Source organism: Variovorax sp. 01N425 (genome assembly GCF_056399465.1).
Map to the genome: position 1 here is coordinate 235,324 of NZ_JBFTRJ010000009.1, position 15,912 is coordinate 251,235.

General features: G+C 70.3%; 16 protein-coding genes and 1 pseudogene. 9 read left to right on the plus strand and 8 right to left on the minus strand.

Features of this window, described 5'->3' with window-relative positions; genetic code table 11:
* The first annotated feature begins 31 nt into the window (after nucleotides 1-31).
* Nucleotides 32-538 (plus strand): transcription elongation factor, encoded by a 507-nt coding sequence (locus AC1DSC_RS18265; RefSeq protein WP_369664609.1) that lies wholly within the window; start codon nucleotides 32-34, stop codon nucleotides 536-538.
* A gap of 14 nt (nucleotides 539-552) precedes the next feature.
* Entirely contained in the window at nucleotides 553-1,935 is a 1,383-nt protein-coding gene (locus AC1DSC_RS18270; protein ID WP_369664610.1) for an NAD-dependent succinate-semialdehyde dehydrogenase, read from the plus strand.
* A 9-nt stretch (nucleotides 1,936-1,944) separates the two neighbouring features.
* Here the strand turns inward: AC1DSC_RS18270 and clsB are convergent, their stop codons facing one another.
* The 4 genes from clsB to hmpA form a co-directional block, all read right to left on the minus strand.
* The gene (gene clsB / locus AC1DSC_RS18275; protein WP_418148292.1) at nucleotides 1,945-3,186 is read right to left on the minus strand and encodes a cardiolipin synthase ClsB; all 1,242 of its coding nucleotides are present in this window, start codon (nucleotides 3,184-3,186) and stop codon (nucleotides 1,945-1,947) included.
* A gap of 22 nt (nucleotides 3,187-3,208) precedes the next feature.
* Nucleotides 3,209-3,580: a response regulator gene (locus AC1DSC_RS18280; RefSeq protein ID WP_369664612.1), complete on the minus strand. Its 372-nt coding sequence runs from the start codon at nucleotides 3,578-3,580 to the stop codon at nucleotides 3,209-3,211.
* A 157-nt stretch (nucleotides 3,581-3,737) separates the two neighbouring features.
* Entirely contained in the window at nucleotides 3,738-4,019 is a 282-nt protein-coding gene (locus AC1DSC_RS18285; RefSeq protein ID WP_018906986.1) for a hypothetical protein, read from the minus strand.
* A gap of 75 nt (nucleotides 4,020-4,094) precedes the next feature.
* Nucleotides 4,095-5,279, minus strand: a complete 1,185-nt coding sequence (hmpA, locus tag AC1DSC_RS18290) for an NO-inducible flavohemoprotein (protein ID WP_369664613.1) — start codon at nucleotides 5,277-5,279, stop codon at nucleotides 4,095-4,097.
* A 138-nt stretch (nucleotides 5,280-5,417) separates the two neighbouring features.
* Here hmpA and norR point away from each other — a divergent pair, with 138 nt between their 5' ends.
* Together norR and AC1DSC_RS18300 are read left to right on the plus strand one after the other, a co-directional pair.
* Complete coding sequence (norR, locus tag AC1DSC_RS18295; RefSeq protein ID WP_369664614.1) at nucleotides 5,418-6,995, plus strand: nitric oxide reductase transcriptional regulator NorR; 1,578 nt, start codon at nucleotides 5,418-5,420, stop codon at nucleotides 6,993-6,995.
* A 243-nt stretch (nucleotides 6,996-7,238) separates the two neighbouring features.
* A complete protein-coding gene (locus AC1DSC_RS18300) occupies nucleotides 7,239-7,469 on the plus strand; it encodes a hypothetical protein (protein WP_478131842.1) in 231 nt (76 codons plus the stop codon).
* Between the two features lie 54 nt (nucleotides 7,470-7,523).
* On the opposite strand, the gene AC1DSC_RS18305 is transcribed toward AC1DSC_RS18300, so the two are convergent.
* Nucleotides 7,524-9,797: a xanthine dehydrogenase family protein molybdopterin-binding subunit gene (locus AC1DSC_RS18305; protein WP_369664615.1), complete on the minus strand. Its 2,274-nt coding sequence runs from the start codon at nucleotides 9,795-9,797 to the stop codon at nucleotides 7,524-7,526.
* 13 nt (nucleotides 9,798-9,810) lie between these two features.
* Complete coding sequence (locus tag AC1DSC_RS18310; protein WP_062365312.1) at nucleotides 9,811-10,284, minus strand: (2Fe-2S)-binding protein; 474 nt, start codon at nucleotides 10,282-10,284, stop codon at nucleotides 9,811-9,813.
* A gap of 232 nt (nucleotides 10,285-10,516) precedes the next feature.
* On the opposite strand from AC1DSC_RS18310, the pseudogene AC1DSC_RS18315 reads away from it, so the two are divergent.
* The 5 genes and pseudogenes from AC1DSC_RS18315 to AC1DSC_RS18335 form a co-directional block, all read left to right on the plus strand.
* Nucleotides 10,517-10,699 (plus strand): annotated as a pseudogene (locus AC1DSC_RS18315) (hypothetical protein); the annotation flags it as partial.
* Between the two features lie 43 nt (nucleotides 10,700-10,742).
* Nucleotides 10,743-11,963: a helix-turn-helix domain-containing protein gene (locus tag AC1DSC_RS18320; protein WP_369664616.1), complete on the plus strand. Its 1,221-nt coding sequence runs from the start codon at nucleotides 10,743-10,745 to the stop codon at nucleotides 11,961-11,963.
* Between the two features lie 49 nt (nucleotides 11,964-12,012).
* Nucleotides 12,013-12,696, plus strand: coding sequence for a Vgb family protein (locus AC1DSC_RS18325; RefSeq protein ID WP_015866341.1), 684 nt, complete (start codon nucleotides 12,013-12,015; stop codon nucleotides 12,694-12,696).
* A gap of 122 nt (nucleotides 12,697-12,818) precedes the next feature.
* Nucleotides 12,819-13,616 (plus strand): DUF899 domain-containing protein, encoded by a 798-nt coding sequence (locus tag AC1DSC_RS18330; protein ID WP_369664617.1) that lies wholly within the window; start codon nucleotides 12,819-12,821, stop codon nucleotides 13,614-13,616.
* A gap of 28 nt (nucleotides 13,617-13,644) precedes the next feature.
* Entirely contained in the window at nucleotides 13,645-14,241 is a 597-nt protein-coding gene (locus AC1DSC_RS18335; RefSeq protein WP_369664618.1) for a hypothetical protein, read from the plus strand.
* Here AC1DSC_RS18335 and AC1DSC_RS18340 read toward each other — a convergent pair.
* Both AC1DSC_RS18340 and AC1DSC_RS18345 read right to left on the minus strand, forming a co-directional pair.
* A complete protein-coding gene (locus AC1DSC_RS18340) occupies nucleotides 14,201-15,118 on the minus strand; it encodes a sigma-70 family RNA polymerase sigma factor (RefSeq protein WP_369664619.1) in 918 nt (305 codons plus the stop codon). The two genes, AC1DSC_RS18335 and AC1DSC_RS18340, sit on opposite strands and share 41 nt — an antisense overlap.
* The gene (locus AC1DSC_RS18345) at nucleotides 15,115-15,876 is read right to left on the minus strand and encodes an SDR family NAD(P)-dependent oxidoreductase (RefSeq protein ID WP_278880857.1); all 762 of its coding nucleotides are present in this window, start codon (nucleotides 15,874-15,876) and stop codon (nucleotides 15,115-15,117) included. Before AC1DSC_RS18345 ends, AC1DSC_RS18340 begins: the two co-directional genes overlap by 4 nt.
* Nucleotides 15,877-15,912: the final 36 nt, after the last annotated feature.

Genomic DNA, 15,912 nt, shown 5'->3' on the forward strand with positions numbered 1-15,912 from the left:
AGAGTGAAATTTCAACTGCGGGAGATCCACCATGCCCGAGAAGAAAACCATCGAACGCGCCGAGCGCGACAAGCGCGAAGGCAAGGCGCCGACCACGCAGGCCGGCGAGTTCGTGCGCGAGGAAATCGAGCACATCCGCGAAGGCCGCCACGGGGCGCGTTCGCCCGAGCAGGCCATTGCAATCGGCTTGTCGAAGGCGCGCCGCGCGGGCGTCGACCTGCCCGTGCCCAAGAAGGGCACGGTCTCCGAGAAGACGCGGCGCAGCGCACAGCAGGCGCTGGAGGCCGGCGACAAGCCGGCTGCCAAGGTGTCGCGCAAGCGCTCGCGCGCGACCATCGGCGCCCTGCAGCACGAAAGCCAGGCCGCGGCGTCCAGGCCGGCGCTGGCCCGGCATGCCAAGGCGGCGTCCAAGGAGCGCACCGCGGCAGAGCGCTCGGCAGCGGCGCGCAAGGCGGCGCGTACCAAGAGTCCCGCCGAGCGTTCGCATGCCGCCCGCAAGGCAGCGCGCACGCGGGCCGCGCACAAGGCCGCCAAGTGAGGACAGGCAGCAAGATGACCATCGAATCCATCAACCCCGCGACCGGCGAGAAGCTCGAGGCCCATGCGGAAATGCCGCGTGCCGCGGTCGACGACATCATCGGCAAGACGCACGAGGCCTTCCTGGCCTGGCGCGGCACCTCGTTCGAGCAGCGCGCGCAGCACCTGCGCGAGGCGGCGAAGATCCTGCGCGCGAAGTCCGACACCTGGGGCCGGCTGATGGCGCACGAAATGGGCAAGCCGCTGCGCGACGGCATTGCCGAGGCGCAGAAGTGCGCGGCGTGCTGCGAATTCTTCGCCGACAACGCGGCGCGGCTGCTGGCGCGCGAGCCGGCCGATACCGAGGCGCGCACGAGTTTCGTCACCTTCAATCCACTGGGCGTGGTGCTGGCCGTGATGCCCTGGAACTTCCCGTTCTGGCAGGTGTTCCGGTTCGCCGCGCCTGCGCTGATGGCCGGCAATGCGGCGGTCCTCAAGCATGCGTCGAACGTGCCGGGCTGCGCGCTCGCGATCGAGCAGATCCTGCGCGAGGCCGGCATGCCCGAGCACCTGTTCCGCACGCTGCTGATCGGCAATGCGCAGGTCGATGCGGCCATCGGGCATCCGCTGGTGCGCGCGGTCACGCTGACCGGCAGCGGCCCGGCCGGAAGCGCGGTGGCGCGCAAGGCCGGCGAGATGCTGAAGAAGACGGTGCTCGAACTCGGCGGCAGCGATCCCTACCTGGTGCTGGAGGACGCCGACCTCGACCTGGCCGCCAGCGTGTGCACCAAGGGCCGGCTGGTCAACGGCGGCCAGAGCTGCATCGCCGCCAAGCGCTTCATCGTCGTCGAGCCGGTGCGGCGCGAATTCGAGCAGCGCTTCGTGCAGAAGATGAAGGCGGCGCGGCAAGGCGATCCGCTGGACATGGCGACGGAAATCGGCCCGCTCGCCCGGCACGACCTGCGCGACGCGCTGCACCGGCAGGTCGCGCAGAGCGTGCAGCGCGGCGCGCGCTGCCTGCTCGGCGGGCAGGTTCCCGAAGGCCCGGGCGCCTACTACCCGCCGACCGTGCTGACCGACGTCGCCAAGGGAATGCCCGCATACGACGAAGAGCTGTTCGGCCCCGTGGCCGCGGTCATTCCGGTGCGGGGCGAGGAAGAGGCCATCGCCGTCGCCAACGACTCGTCGTTCGGCCTGGGCGCCGCCGTCATCACGCGCGACCTGGCCCGCGCCGAGCGCATCGCGGCCGAGTCGATCGAGGCGGGCTGCGTGTTCGTCAACGAGGCCGTCCGCTCCGATCCGCGGCTGCCCTTCGGCGGCGTGAAGGACAGCGGCTACGGCCGCGAGCTGTCGGGCTACGGCATCAAGGAGTTCGTGAACATCAAGACGGTGTGGGTGGCTCAGGCCGGGCATCAGTGAACGCAGCGCTCAGCGGCCCAGCGGGGTCACGCGGGGCGCATGGCGCGGCAGCCATGCGATCCATGAGGGATACCACCGCAGCAGGTGAAAGACGACGAAGCTGCGCACCAGCCGCCAGCTGCTCCACTTGTCCAGGTCCGCGGCCCCGATCCGCTTGCAGTTGCGGTTCATGTGCTCGAGCCGCTCGGACAGCGCGCGATTGAACGCCGGGTCGTGCACGACCACGTTGGCCTCGAGATTGAGCGCCAGGCTCAGCGGGTCCAGGTTGCTCGAGCCCACGGTGCTCCAGCAGTCGTCGGTGAGCGCCACCTTGGCATGCATCGGCCGTTCGCAGTATTCGAAGATGCTCACGCCCGCCAGCAGCAGGTGGTGGTACAGCATGCGGGCCCCGATCCTGACGATCGGGATGTCCGGCTCGCCCTGCAGGATGAGGCGCACGTCGACGCCGCGCCGCGCCGCGTTGCGCATGTCCTGGATGAGGCGGTAGCCGGGAAAGAAGTAGGCATTGGCGATGACCACGCGCTGCCGTGCGCTGCGGATGGCCACGCGGTAGTGGCGCTCGATGTCGTTCGTGTGGCGCCAGTTGTCGCGGGTGACCAGGCACACTTCGGCTTCGCCGGCGCGCGCATGGCCGGTGGCGTGGCCGCTGCCTTCCTGCTGGCGCTCCGGCGGCGCGGGCCGATGGCTGCGCGCGCCTTGCTGCGCCTTCTTCTTGTCGGCGGCAACCGCACGCGCGGCGAAGCGATGGATCAGCTGCACGATCGGCCCGTTCAGTTCCACCGCATAGTCCTGCTTTGCCGTGGCGCCGAAGTCGAGCAGCTGATCGGCGGAGAAGTTGATGCCGCCCACGAAGGCGCAGGCATCGTCGACCACCACGATCTTGCGATGCATCCGGCGCAGCAGGTTCAGCCGCTGCCCCAGGATGCTGTGGCCCGGATCGAACACCCGGAGCCGGACGCCGGCCGCAGCCATCTCTTGGATGAAGGCCTCGGAGAGATCCGGTGAACCGAAGCCGTCGACCAGCAGGTCGATCCGGACGCCGCGCCTGGCCGCCTCGCACAGGCAGGCATGCAGTTGCGTGCCGACCTTGTCTTCATACAGGATGAAGGTCTCGATGAGCACCTCGCGCTGCGCGCGCCGCACCGCCTCGAACACGCGCGGAAAGAACTCCTCTCCGTTCTCCAGCAGCGAGACCCGGTTGCCCGGAACCCAGCGGGCACGGCCCAGGCCTCTGGCGGGAGAGTTCTTCATGGACGGCTGTCCGCACGCAGGCTCAGGGGGCCTGGTAGCCCAGGCAGTGCTCGAAAAAGGCGTCGAGCTCGGTGGACTTGTCGAACACCGCATCGGCGCCGAGCGCCAGGCAGCGGCGGCGCATCTCAGCGCTTGGATAGTTGGTGAGGACGATGACGTGCTGGTTGCTCGCGCGGCCCTGGCAGGAGCGGATGACCGTGAGGCCGGAACCTTCCTTGAGGAAGAGATCGATGACCGCGAGTTGCCAGGTGCCATGCTGCGCAAGCGCATCGATGGCGGCCTGGGCCGTCTCGGCGGTGGCCACCACACGGGCGCCGGCCAGCTCTTCGAGTGCGGGAATCAGGTTGTCCCGGATCGTCCGGCTGTCCTCGACAAGGATCGTAGTGAGCGGCATGCATACGCTTTCGGCGTCTGGAGGCTCTTGGGACATCGGAACGCAACCACCAATGCGGTCTTTGTACGGCCCGGCCCTGCTCGTCCTTGTAGGCAAGCTTCTCGACTTGGAGACGGTGCCCAGGAAGCGCGCCGCCGAAGCGCGCGCCGGGGCTTGCTCAGGACGCCTTGCGGTTGCTTTCGGTCTCCAGCGCTTCGGCGACCTTCTCGAGCAGATCGACCGATTTCGACAGCTTCTTCTCGATCTGGCCGGTCTGCTCGATCGCGCGGTCGAGGTCGTCGGTGCGCGTGTCCTCGGAGACGCCCTTGTCCAGCACCACGTGAACGACGGCGAGCTCGTCGGCGGCTTCTTCCACCGTTTTCTTCACCTGCTTGCTTTCGTCCAGCGCGCGTTCGACGGCGCGGCTGCTGCTGCTCTCGGGGGCGTTCAGGGCGGGCATTTGGGATCTCCTCGTGAGTGCACTTTCATCCTATACCCGTGAAGCCGAAGCGTCGACAAGATGGGGTAGCCCGCCTCATGCCTCCAGCGCCTCCAGCGGACCGAAGAATTCGTAGCGCAGCTGCTGCTTGGGCACGCCCAGCGCCAGGCCGCTCGCATACACCGCCTTCATGAAGGGCTTGGGGCCGAGGAAGTAGAGGTCGACGTCGCGGTCGGCCGGCAGTTGCTGCGCGAGCAGCTCGCGCGTGACGAAGCCGGTCGCATGCGGCCGGTCGGATTCGCGCGGCGCGTCGTAGACGTAGAGCGGCTTCACGTTGGCATGCCGGGCGGCCAGCGCATCGACGCGCGAGCGGAACGCATGGGCGCCGCCATGCCGCGCGGCGTGGATGAAGTGCACCGGCCGGCCGGTGTGCGCCATCGACTCGAGCATGCTCATGGCCGGCGTGATGCCCACGCCGCCTGTCACCAGCACCAGCGGCCGCACGCGCTCGCCGGCGGGCTGCAGCACGAAGTCGCCGCAAGGCGCCTGCACACGCAAGACGGTGCCGACCCCGGCCTTCTCGTGCAGCCAGTTGGAGGCGCGGCCGCCCTCTTCCTGCTTGACGCTGATGCGGTAGAAGGGCTTGCCCGGCGCATCGGACAGCGAATAGTTGCGCCGCAGCGGCTCGCCGTCGATGTTCAGCACCAGCGTGAGGTACTGGCCGGGCGAGAACGCGAGCAGCGGGCCGCCGTCGGTCGGCTCCAGGTAGAAGGAGGTGATGACGTCGCTCTCCTGCTCGCGGCGCGCCACGCGGAACTCGCGCTCGCCGCGCCAGCCGCCGGTCTGCGCGGCATTGGCGCGGTAGACCTCTTCCTCTGCGGCAATCAGCAGCGCCGCCAAAGATTGGTAGGCCTCGCCCCAGGCCGCGATGATCTCGTCGGTGGCGGCTTCGCCGAGCACGTCCTTGATGGCCTGCAGCAGGCAGCCGCCGACGATCGGGTAGTGCTCGGGCAGCACGCCCAGCGCGGCGTGCTTCTGGATGATGCGCGGCAGCGCGCCTGCAATCTCTTCGAGCCGGTCGATGTGCGTGGCATAGGCCAGCACCGCGCCCGCCAGTGCGCGGGCCTGGCTGCCGGCGGCCTGGTGCGCCTCGTTGAAGAAGGCCTTCACCTCCGGATGGCTCTCGAACATGATCCGGTAGAAGTGGCTGGTGATGGCCTCTCCGTGCGCCTGGAGCGCGGGAACGGTGGCTTTGACGATGGCGATGTTTTGCGGGGTCATCTGTGGCTTTCGGGGTCGGCAGTTGGGATGCTTTTCCTTCTCACGATCCGTGCCAGCTCCTGGCCCCCCGCAAGTGCCCGCCGCCGCTGGGGATTTGCGATACGTGGTCAAATTCGCAACAGGATCCATGTTGTATTTATGACCACAAACAGTGTCAATTCGACCACGGGCGAAGCGGCCGCGGCCACCGAGGCGCAGCGCTACCGCTCGCTCCTTGCCGCTGCGCGCGGCCTCGTGCGATGCGATGCCGCCGCGCTGCTGCGGCTCGACGGCGACGTGCTGCGGCCGCTGGCCGTGGACGGCCTGAGCGACGAAACCCTGGGGCGGCAGTTCCCCGTGGCCTCGCACCCGCGCTTTGCCCGCCTGCTCGAGAGCGGGCGGGGCCTGCGCTTCCCGCACGACTGCGGCCTGCCTGACCCGTACGACGGCCTCGTCGCGGGCCAGCCGGGCATCCTGCCCGTGCACGACTGCATGGGCGCGCCGCTGCGCCTGCGCGGTGCCACCTGGGGCTTGCTGACACTGGACGCGCTCGACGCCGGCACCTTCGAGGCCGTGGGCCCGGCACAGCTCGACGCGCTGGTGGCGCTGGTCGAAACCGGCATCGAGGCTGCCCACACGATCCAGGAAATGGAAGCGCGCGCCATGCGCGAGCAGGCCGTGGCCCAGGCCCTGCGCTCGGGCCGCGGCGCCACGCGCGAGCTCCTTGGCAGCAGCCCCGCGATGAAGCAGCTGTGCAGCGAGATCGACACGGTCGCGGTGTCCGACCTCACGGTGCTGCTGCTCGGCGAGACCGGCGTGGGCAAGGACCTGGTGGCGCAGCGCCTGCATGCGCGCTCGCGCCGCAGCGACCAGCCGCTGGTGCAGGTGAACTGCGCGGCGTTGCCCGAGACGCTGGCCGACAGCGAGCTCTTCGGCCACAAGCGCGGCGCCTTCACCGGCGCGGTGCAGGACCGCAACGGCAAGTTCGAGATCGCCGATGGCGGCACGCTCTTTCTCGACGAGGTCGGCGAACTGCCGCTGACGGTGCAGGCCAAGCTGCTGCGCGTGCTGCAGAGCGGCGAGCTGCAGCGGCCCGGCAGCGACCGCACGCTGAAGGTCGACGTGCGCGTGATCGCGGCCACCAACCGCGACCTGCCCGCGGCGATCGCGCAGGGCCGCTTCCGGGCCGACCTCTACCACCGGCTCTCGGTCTATCCGCTGGTCGTGCCGCCGCTGCGCGAGCGCGGGCGCGACGTGGTGGCGCTCGCGGGCGGCTTCCTTGAAGAGAACCAGCATCGCCTGGGCGCGCGCAACCTGCGGCTGTCGCCGGCCGCCAAGGCCGCCCTGCTCGCGCACGGCTGGCCCGGCAACGTGCGCGAGCTGGAGCATGTGATCAGCCGCGCGTCGCTGCGCGCCTTCAGGGAGCAGCGCCGCGGCGCGCGCTGGACGGCGATCGAGCCGCATCACCTGGCGCTGGAGGCTGCGGCGGCCGGCGGTCCGGCAGCGTCGCCTGCGCCACCTGCACCGGCGCCGGCAGGCCAGCACGCGGGCGTTGCCAGTGGCGGCGCCACGCTGCGCGAAGCCACCGAGGCCTTCCAGCGCGCCTGGCTCGCCGATGCGCTGGCGCGGCACCGCGGGCACGTGGCCAATGCGGCGCGCGAGGCCGGCATCGACCGCAGCAACTTCCACCGGACGCTGCGCAAGCTGGGCGTGCCGCGGCCGGAAAGCACGCCCTGAGCCCCGTGCATCCCATGCCGGAGGCATCGGCATACCCCAACGGTCCGCGCAGCCACTCACCACTTTGTGGGAGTGTTAACAGTTACCAATCTCAACACAATGGCGCGAAATTTAGACAAACAATTACGCAACGTAGCTGCCTGGAGCTGAGAGGTTCCAGCGACAGACAAGCTCGGTGCCGTGAACCCTTTGGAGCTTGTCTTGCACAACCTGTTTTCAAGTTGCACGTGCGGCTTTGCCCACATGAAACGGCTCCAGCGGCGGCTGTGGATGCGCCTGTTCCCTTCGCTGCGGCTTTATCGCTGCGCCCAGTGCGGCCGCATACAGCTTGCGCCGCGCCGGGCCGTCGAACAGGCGATCGCCACGCGGCTGGCCCAGGAAGCAACGCTTCGGCGGCCTGCGGAGCCGAGCCCGAATGCCGCTTTGGGTGGGCACATCGAGGAGGCCGAAGCTTCGCCGGCGCTGCGCCGTTAGGGCGCACACCGTTCCGTGCCCGCCCGGCTCAGTGCATGCGCGTCGGGGTGCGGCTCATGCCGGTTTTGTGTCAGCCAGGTCGAACGGCAGCTGCCGCAGCGGCTTGCCCGTCAGTTGCGCGATCGCGTTCGCAAAAGCCGGCGCCAGCGGCGGCAGGCCCGGCTCGCCGATGCCCTTGGGCGGTTCCGCGCTCGGCACGATGTGCACGGCGAACTCGGGCATGTCGGTGATGCGCGGCACGGTGAAGTCGCCGAAGTTGCCCTGCTGCACTTCGCCGTCCTTCAGCGTGATGGCGCCGCCCGGCAGGCACATCGACAGGCCCATGACCGCGGCGCCCTGCACCTGCGCTTCCACGCTGCGCGGATTGACGGCCAGGTTGCAGTGCACGCCGGCGGTGGCGCGGTGCAGCACCGGCTGGCCGTCCTTCACCGAAGCCTCCACCACATAGGCCACCACCGACTCGAAGGACTCGTGCACCGCCACGCCCCAGGCGCGGCCGGCGGGCAGCTGCTTCTTGCCATAGCCGCTGCGGTCGACGGCGAGCTGCAGCGCGGCGCGGTGGCGCGGGTGCTTGTCGCCGAAGAGCTGCATGCGGTAGGCCACCGGGTCCTGCTTTGTGCTGCGCGCGATCTCGTCGAGCAGGGTCTCCATCACGAAGGCGGTGTGGGTGGAGCCCACGCTGCGCCACCACAGCACCGGCACGTTGACCTTGGGGTGGTGCACGGTCAGGCGCATCGGCAGCGGGTAAGGATCGCGCATGCCCTCGGTGGCCGTGGCGTCGATGCCGTTCTTCACCTGGAAGGGCTCGAACACGGAGCCGGCGGTGATCGACTGGCCCACGATGACGTGGTCCCAGGCCAGCACCTTGCCGCGCTCGTCGAAGCCGATGCGCGCGCGGTGCAGGTGCATGGGGCGGTAGTAGCCGCCCTTGATGTCGTCCTCGCGGCTCCACAGCAGGCGCACCGGCGCGTTGAGCCCGGCGGCGCGCGCGGCCTTGGCGATCTCGCAGGCCTCCACGATCACGTCGCTGGTGCTCACGAAGCGCCGGCCGAAGCCGCCGCCCGCCATCTGCACGTTCACGCGCACCTGCTCGGGCTTGAGGCCGAGCGCGCGCGCCGCCGCGGCACCGTCGAGCCCCGCGCACTGGGTGCCGACCCACAGCTCGGCGCTGTCGCCCGACAGCTGGACAGTGCAGTTCAGCGGCTCCATCGGCGCATGGGCGAGGTAGGGGAACACGAACTCGGCTTCCAGCTGCCGCGGCGCCTTGGCCAGCGGCGCCATGTCGGCGTCGAACTTGCGCGCGCCGGGCTGTTTGGCCAGTTCGCGGTACTGGACCAGTTGCCTGCCGCTGTCGACCTTTTCGACGGCGGCCGTATCCCACTGCAGCTTGAGCGCGTCGCGGCCCAGCTTGGCCGGCCAGTAGCCGTCGGCCACCACGGCCACGCCCTCGGCGCCACGGTCCAGCGGCACGCGCAGCACGGCCTTCACGCCCTTGACGGCGCGCGCGGCGCTGTCGTCCACCGAAGCCAGGCGCGCGCCGAACACCGGCGGATGCGCCACCACGGCCGTGAGCTGGCCGGCATGCTTGACGTCGATGCCGTAGTCCTGCCGGCCGCTGCTCTTGGCGCGCGCATCCAGCCGCGTGGTCGGTCGGCCGATGAGCTTGAAGTCCTTGGGGTCCTTCAGCCTGACCTTCTCGGGCACCGGCAGCGCCATGGCGGCCTCGGCCAGTTCGCCGTAGCCCAGCTTGCGGCCGTTCGGGCCCAGCACGGTGCCGGCCTGCGTGCGCAGCGTGGATACGTCGACGTTCCAGCGCGCCGCCGCGGCCGACAGCAGCATGGCGCGGGCGCGCGCGCCGAGCTCGCGGTACTGCGTGAAGCTGTTCTTGATCGAGTTGGAGCCGCCGGTCAGGTGCATGCCGAAGACCGGGTCGTGGTAGGCGGCGTCATTGGTGCCGCTCTTGCTGCGCACCAGGCTCCAGTCGGCATCGAGCTCCTCGGCCAGGATCATCGGCAGGCCGGTCTGCACCCCCTGGCCGAATTCGAGGCGGTTGTGGGTCACGGTGACTTCGCCGTTGGGCGCGATCTGCACGAAAGCCGAAGGCTGCTGCGTCGGCTTGAGGGTGCTGGCCGCCGCTTGCTTGCCGGTGGCCTGCGCCATGGCCATGTGGGGAAAGGCGCCGAGCGCGAGGCCGCCGGCGCCAGCCAGCTTGAGGAAGCTGCGGCGCGGCAATGCGGTGGTGTCCTCGGGTTGTGATTGGCTTGCTTCGGCCATCAGGCGCTGAAGGATGCGCGGCAGTTCGGTGGAATCGATGTGAGTGGGCAACATGGCGGATGCTCCTTCAGGCCAGGGATTTGGCGGCATCGGCCACCGCGGCGCGGATGCGGGCGTAGGTGCCGCAGCGGCAGATGTTGCCGGCCATGGCGGCATCGATCTCGGCCGCCGTGGGCTGCTTGCCCCGGGGCTGCGACTTGAGGAACGCCGTGGCGCTCATGATCTGGCCGCTCTGGCAGTAGCCGCACTGCGCCACGTCGTGCTTGACCCACGCGGTATGCACCGCGGCACCGACCGGGTCGCTGCCGTCCGTTGCGGCCTCGATGGTGACGATCTTCTTGCCCTCTGCGGCCGAGATGGGCGTGATGCACGAGCGGATGGCTTGGCCGTCCAGGTGCACCGTGCAGGCGCCGCACAGCGCCGCGCCGCAGCCGAACTTGGTGCCCGTCATGCCCAGCGTGTCACGCAGGGCCCAGAGGATGGGGGTGCCGGGATCGGCGTCGACCGTGTGGTCGCGGCCGTTGACATTGAGCGCGCTCATGGTGGGGTCCGTTCTTCTTCGTGGGGTGGGGGCGCCGGTCGGCGCTGGAGGCGACTGTAGGAAGAAGCATCAGAAAGAAACAGTGGCGAATATTGCATGCCTTGTGAAGTCAGGCTTCATAAAGCAGGTTCATTGAGAGGAGACGGCCAGCCAATGGCCGTCAGAAACCACAGTGTCTTACCTTGAGATTTCTATCTAAACGGTTGACTTATATGGACTTTCACCATGTTCTTTGAAATCGTCTGTTTGCAGTGAAAGGAAGCGAGGCCTCGCCTCTCCACGGTCAGCAGATGTGGTCTCCACGACCGGTGAGATGGCGCTCATGAACACCATGCATCCCATGGATTTCGTGGACGTCAAGCTGACGTTGGAGAAATATCCGGACCGCGATCCCCTCAAGCGTTCGAAAGACCTGTTGCAGGCCGAGATCGGTGTTGGCGCCGGTGTAGCCTCGCCCCATGGATTCCCTGATTGCCGCCTCCGCCCGCGCCCTGGCCGCCGGCGACGCGCTTGGCGCGCTCAAGCGGGTCGCGCTGCGCGACGACCCGCCGGCGCTGGCCCTGCGCGGCATTGCGATGGCGCAGCTCGGCGAGCATCCGCGTGCGCGCGAACTGCTGCGGCGCGCCGCGCGCGGCTTTGGCGCCCACGAGGAACTGGCGCGCGCGCGCTGCGTGGTGGCCGAGGCCGAGGTGGCGATGGCCATGCGCGAGCTCGGCGGCTCGCCGCGCGCGCTGGCCGCGGCGGCGGCCACGCTCGAAGCGCACGCGGACCGTGCCAACGCGCTGCAGGCGCGGCTCATCGCGGCGCGCCAGCAGCTGCTGCTCGGCCGGCTCGAGGCGGCCCGGGCCGCGCTGGCGCCGCTCGATGCGCGCGACCTGCCGCCGGCGCTCGAGGCGGTGGCCGAGCTGACCGCCATGGAATTGGCGCTGCGCTCGCTGCACGTCGGCCCGGCGCGCGCGGCGCTGGCCCGTGCGCAGGCGGCGGCCGACCGCGCACGCGTGCCCGCGCTCTCGGCCGAGGTGGCGGAGGCGCGGGCCGCGCTCGACCGTCCCGCGGCACGGCGGCTCTTTGCCGGCGGGCAAGAGGAGTTGCGGCTCGACGAGGTGGCGGCGCTGCGGGCCTCGGACGCGCTGGTGGTCGACGCCTGCCGCCGCGGCGTGGGCGCCGGCGGCGCATGGCGGCCGCTGGCGCGCCGGCCGGTGCTGTTCGCGCTGGCGCGTGCGCTCGCCGAGGCCTGGCCCGGCGACGTCGACCGCGAGGCGCTGATCGCCTACGCGTTCAACACCCGCCATCCCGACGAGACGCTGCGCGCGCGCCTGCGGGTCGAGATCGGCCGCCTGCGCGCGCTGGTCGCGGCCGAGGCCGGCATCGAGGCCACGGCGCGCGGCTTTGCGCTCAGGCCGCGCGATGCGCGCGAGGTGGTCGTGCTTGCGCCGCCCATCGACGGCGAACAGGCTTCGCTGGTGGCGCTGCTGTCCGATGGCGCGGCATGGTCGACCTCGGCGCTGGCACTGGCGCTGGACGCGAGCCAGCGCACGGTGCAGCGCGCGCTGGCCGAGCTCGAGGCCGAGGGGCGGGTGCGCGCCATCGGCCGGGCGCGGGCGCAGCGCTGGCTGGCGCCGCCGCTGGCGGGATTCACGACGATCTTGTTACTCCCCGCCGCGCTGCCGATTGAATAGAGTTGTCTCCAAGGCGCCGAACCCGGAGCCCGCCAACAAGGAGCCAGCGATGAACAGCAGCAAAGCGAGCAAGAAAGACAAGACGGAAGCCGCGCCGCGCACGGCCGAGATCGTGCGCGAGTACGGCCCCTTCGCCGGCGCCGCCAGCGTGGCCGGCGTGACCCACGACGGCGAGCGCGTCTGGGCGGCCACCGGCGCGCAGCTGGTGGCCTTCGATCCCGCGAGCGGCGAGACCACGCGCACCCTCGACTGCGCCTGCGATGCCGGCACCGCCTTCGACGGCACCTACTTCTATCAAATTGCCGAGGCGCGCATCGACAAGATCGATCCGGCCAGCGGCAAGGTGCTGGCGTCGATCCCCACGCCCGGCCACGGCGGCGACTCGGGCCTGACATGGGCCGAGGGCAGCCTCTGGATCGGGCAGTACCGCGACCGCAAGATCCTCCAGATCGACCCGGTCAGCGGCGCGGTGCTGCGCACCATCGAGTCCAACCGCTTCGTGACCGGCGTGACCTGGGTCGACGGCGAGCTGTGGCACGCCACCTGGGAAGGCGACGAGAGCGAGCTGCGCCGCGTCGACCCCGACAGCGGCGCCGTGCTCGAGCGGCTGGAGATGCCGCGCGGCGCCAACGTGAGCGGGCTCGAGTCCGACGGCGCCGATCTCTTCTATTGCGGTGGCGGCGGCAGCGGCAAGGTCCGCGCCGTGCGGCGCCCGAAAGCCGCCCGGGCCTGAGCGGCCCACCGCGACAACCCCCTTTCGGCTTTGCTGCCGAAGACGAGCGCGCCGGCCACCAGGCGGGTGGAGCCGCGCATGGACCCAACCCACATCGGCTCACCGAGCCCAAGGAGAAACGCATGAACACCGCCATTGCCGAAAAGAGCACCGTGACAAACCACCCCGTCGTCTCGAAGGACCAGTGGCTCGCCCGGCGCAAGGCGCTGCTGGCGCGCGAAAAGGAACTCACGCACCTGCGCGACGAGATCGCCCGCGAGCGCCGCGCGATGCCGTGGACTCGCGTCGAGAAGAACTACGTCTTCGACACGCCCGAGGGCCCGCGCGCGTTGGCCGACCTGTTCGAAGGCCGCCGCCAATTGCTGGTGCAGCACTTCATGCTCGGCCCCGATTGGGAGCAGGGCTGCCCGAGCTGTTCCTACATGTCCGACCACCTCGGCGGAATGAAGGTGCACCTGGAGAACCGCCACGTCACGCTCTTGGTCGTCTCGCGTGCACCGCTGGACCAGATCGAGCGCTTCCGCCGGCGCATGGGCTGGGAGTTCAGGTGGGTCTCCGCGCACGGCAACGACTTCAACTACGACTTCAACGTGAGCTTCACGCCGCAGCAGTGGGCCGAGGGCCAGGGCGAGGTCTACTACAACTACGGCGTGCGGCCCTTCCCGGCGCAGGAGGCGCCCGGCATCAGCGTGTTCTACAAGGGCGATGCGGGCGAGGTGTTCCACACCTACTCGACCTACGAGCGCGGCGTCGAAGCAATGATGGGCACCTACAGCCTGCTCGACCTCACGCCCAAGGGCCGCGACGAGCCCAACCCCGTCTACGCGATGGACTGGGTGCGCCACCACGACCGCTACGAACCGGCACCGGCCGCAAAGCCGGCGGCCGCGGCGGGTTCGTGCTGCCACGCGCCCGACTGAACCGCGCTGAATCGGCAGGCACACCATCATGGCAAGCCTCTGGCCGTGGCTCGCAGTCGCGGGCGTCGGTGCCCTGCACGGGCTGAACCCTGCCAGCGGCTGGATGTGGGCGGCCGCCTGGGGCCTGCGTTCGCGCGACCGCAGGCAGGCCCTGCGGGCGCTGCTGCCGATCGCATTCGGCCATGCCGCCTCGGTGGCGCTGTTGGCCGGCGCGGTGGCCTTCGGCCTGTCGCTCGACCGCGCGCTGCTGCAGGTGCTGGCGGGCGTGCTGGTGATCGTCTTCGCGGGGCTTCACCTGTGGGGCCGCACGCCCAGCGCGGCGCGCGCACCGGCCGGGCATGCGGGGATGGCGCTCTGGTCCTTCATGGTGTCCACCGCCCACGGCGCCGGCCTGATGCTAGTGCCGGCGCTGATCCCGCTGTGCATGGGCGATGGGGCGGCGACGGCGTTCAGCGCGTCGGACTCGCTCTTGCTGGCGCTCGCGGCGGTCGGCGTTCATACCGCGGCCATGCTCGCGGTCACCGGTGCGATCGCCGTGGGCGCCTGCCGCGGCTTCGATGCCGGCGGCCGCTGGCTCCGAAAACTCAGACGGAAACCATCAGCTGCAGCCGCGCATCGGCCGTGACGTAGCGGATGTGGCGGTAGTCGCGGATCAGGCTGATGCGGCCGCCCTGCCACTCGAGCCACATGATGTAGCCCGGTTCCGGATCGCCGCGCCGGTCGAACACCGCGATCACCTCGCGGCCCTCGAGCCATGCCGGGGCAAGCCATACGCCATCGACCTTTGCGTAGAGCGTGAAGAACATGCCGACGTCGGCGCGGCCGGCGCGCACCGGATGCGCCGACTGGACCAGCCGCACGTCGTCGGCCAGCAGCGCGCGCAGGCCGTCCCAGTCGCGCTGGTTGAAGAGCGCGACATAGCGCACGAGCGCGGCGGACGGCGGCGGCGGTGGTGCGGGCGGGCCCGGCGGCTCTGCGTTGATCTCCCGCAGGCGCGCACGCCCGCGCGCGAGGTGGCCCTTCACGGCGTCGACCGTGAGGTCGAGCACCGCTGCGATCTCCGCCAGCGATTCGCCGAGCAGGTCCTTCAGGATCACCACGCTGCGCTGGTGGATGGGGAGTTCCGCGAAGCGCGACACCGCGGTCTTGACAGCTTCCTGGCGCATCAGCATCTCCATCGGGTCGGGATTGGCCGTGTCGGCCAGGTCGTTGGCCGCGTCGATCGGCTCGGCCATGCGGATCGTCCGGCCGCGCAGCAGATCGAGCGCGCGGTTGTGGGCGATGCGGAACAGCCAGGGCCGAAGCGGCGTCGCCTCGTCCATGGCGTGCACGGCCGCGAAGGCGCGCTCGAAGGTGTCCTGCACCACGTCCTCGCCTTCGATGACCGAGCCCATCAGGCGCGCGCAGTAGCGGTGCAGTTCGGGCCGCAGCGCCTCGGCGAGCGCCGCCAGCTGCGCCTGCTTGCCGCTGCGGTTCGGCGAAGGCGCCTGTGCTGCACTCACGAGGCCGCCTCCTCGAGCACCGTGATGCCCGAGTCGCCGCCGAAGCCGAAGGCGAAGCCCTTGGCATAGGCCGGGTCCTCCAGCATCGAAACCACCTTGTCGCCGAAGGCGCGCGGCGGCATCGGCGTACCGAAGCGCGCGAGGAACTCGCCGGGCGCCACGCCCATGGCGCGCGCATAGGCGGCGGCCCCCGCGTCGCCCACGCCGGTGCCGCCGATCATCTGCATCGGCACGATCGCCTGGAAGCGGATCCCGAGCTTCTGCTGCTCCGAAATGCCGTTGGCGTACTTGGCCATGAACCAGAGCATGCGCTTGGCGCCGGCATAGCCGCCCGAGAGTGGCGAGCCGTTGCGCGCCGCGCCGCTCGATCCCACCAGCACGCGGGCGCCGGGCGCGAGCGGCAGCCTGAGCGCCGCCTGCAGCCAGTAGAGCCCGGCCTTGACGTCGGTCTCCCAGGCCGCGCTGAAGTCGGCCCAGCTCAGCTGGTCCAGCCGGCCCATGCGCGGCGGCGTGCCGGCGTTCAGCACGAGGATGTCGGGGCGGACCTCGGCCAGGATGCGGTGGGCCGCGGCCTCGTCGGTCACGTCGGCAGCGACGGTGGCCACGCCCAGCCGCGCGCGCACGGCCTCGAGCGCGCCGGCGTCGCGCGCGACCAGCTTCACCCTGGCGCCTTGCGCGGCCAGCGCTTCGACCAGCCCCAGCCCCAGGCCGCGGCTTCCGCCGGTGACGACGATGTTCTTGTCCTTGATGATGCTCATGATGACCTGGCTCCGTTGTGTGCTGTGGATGGAACC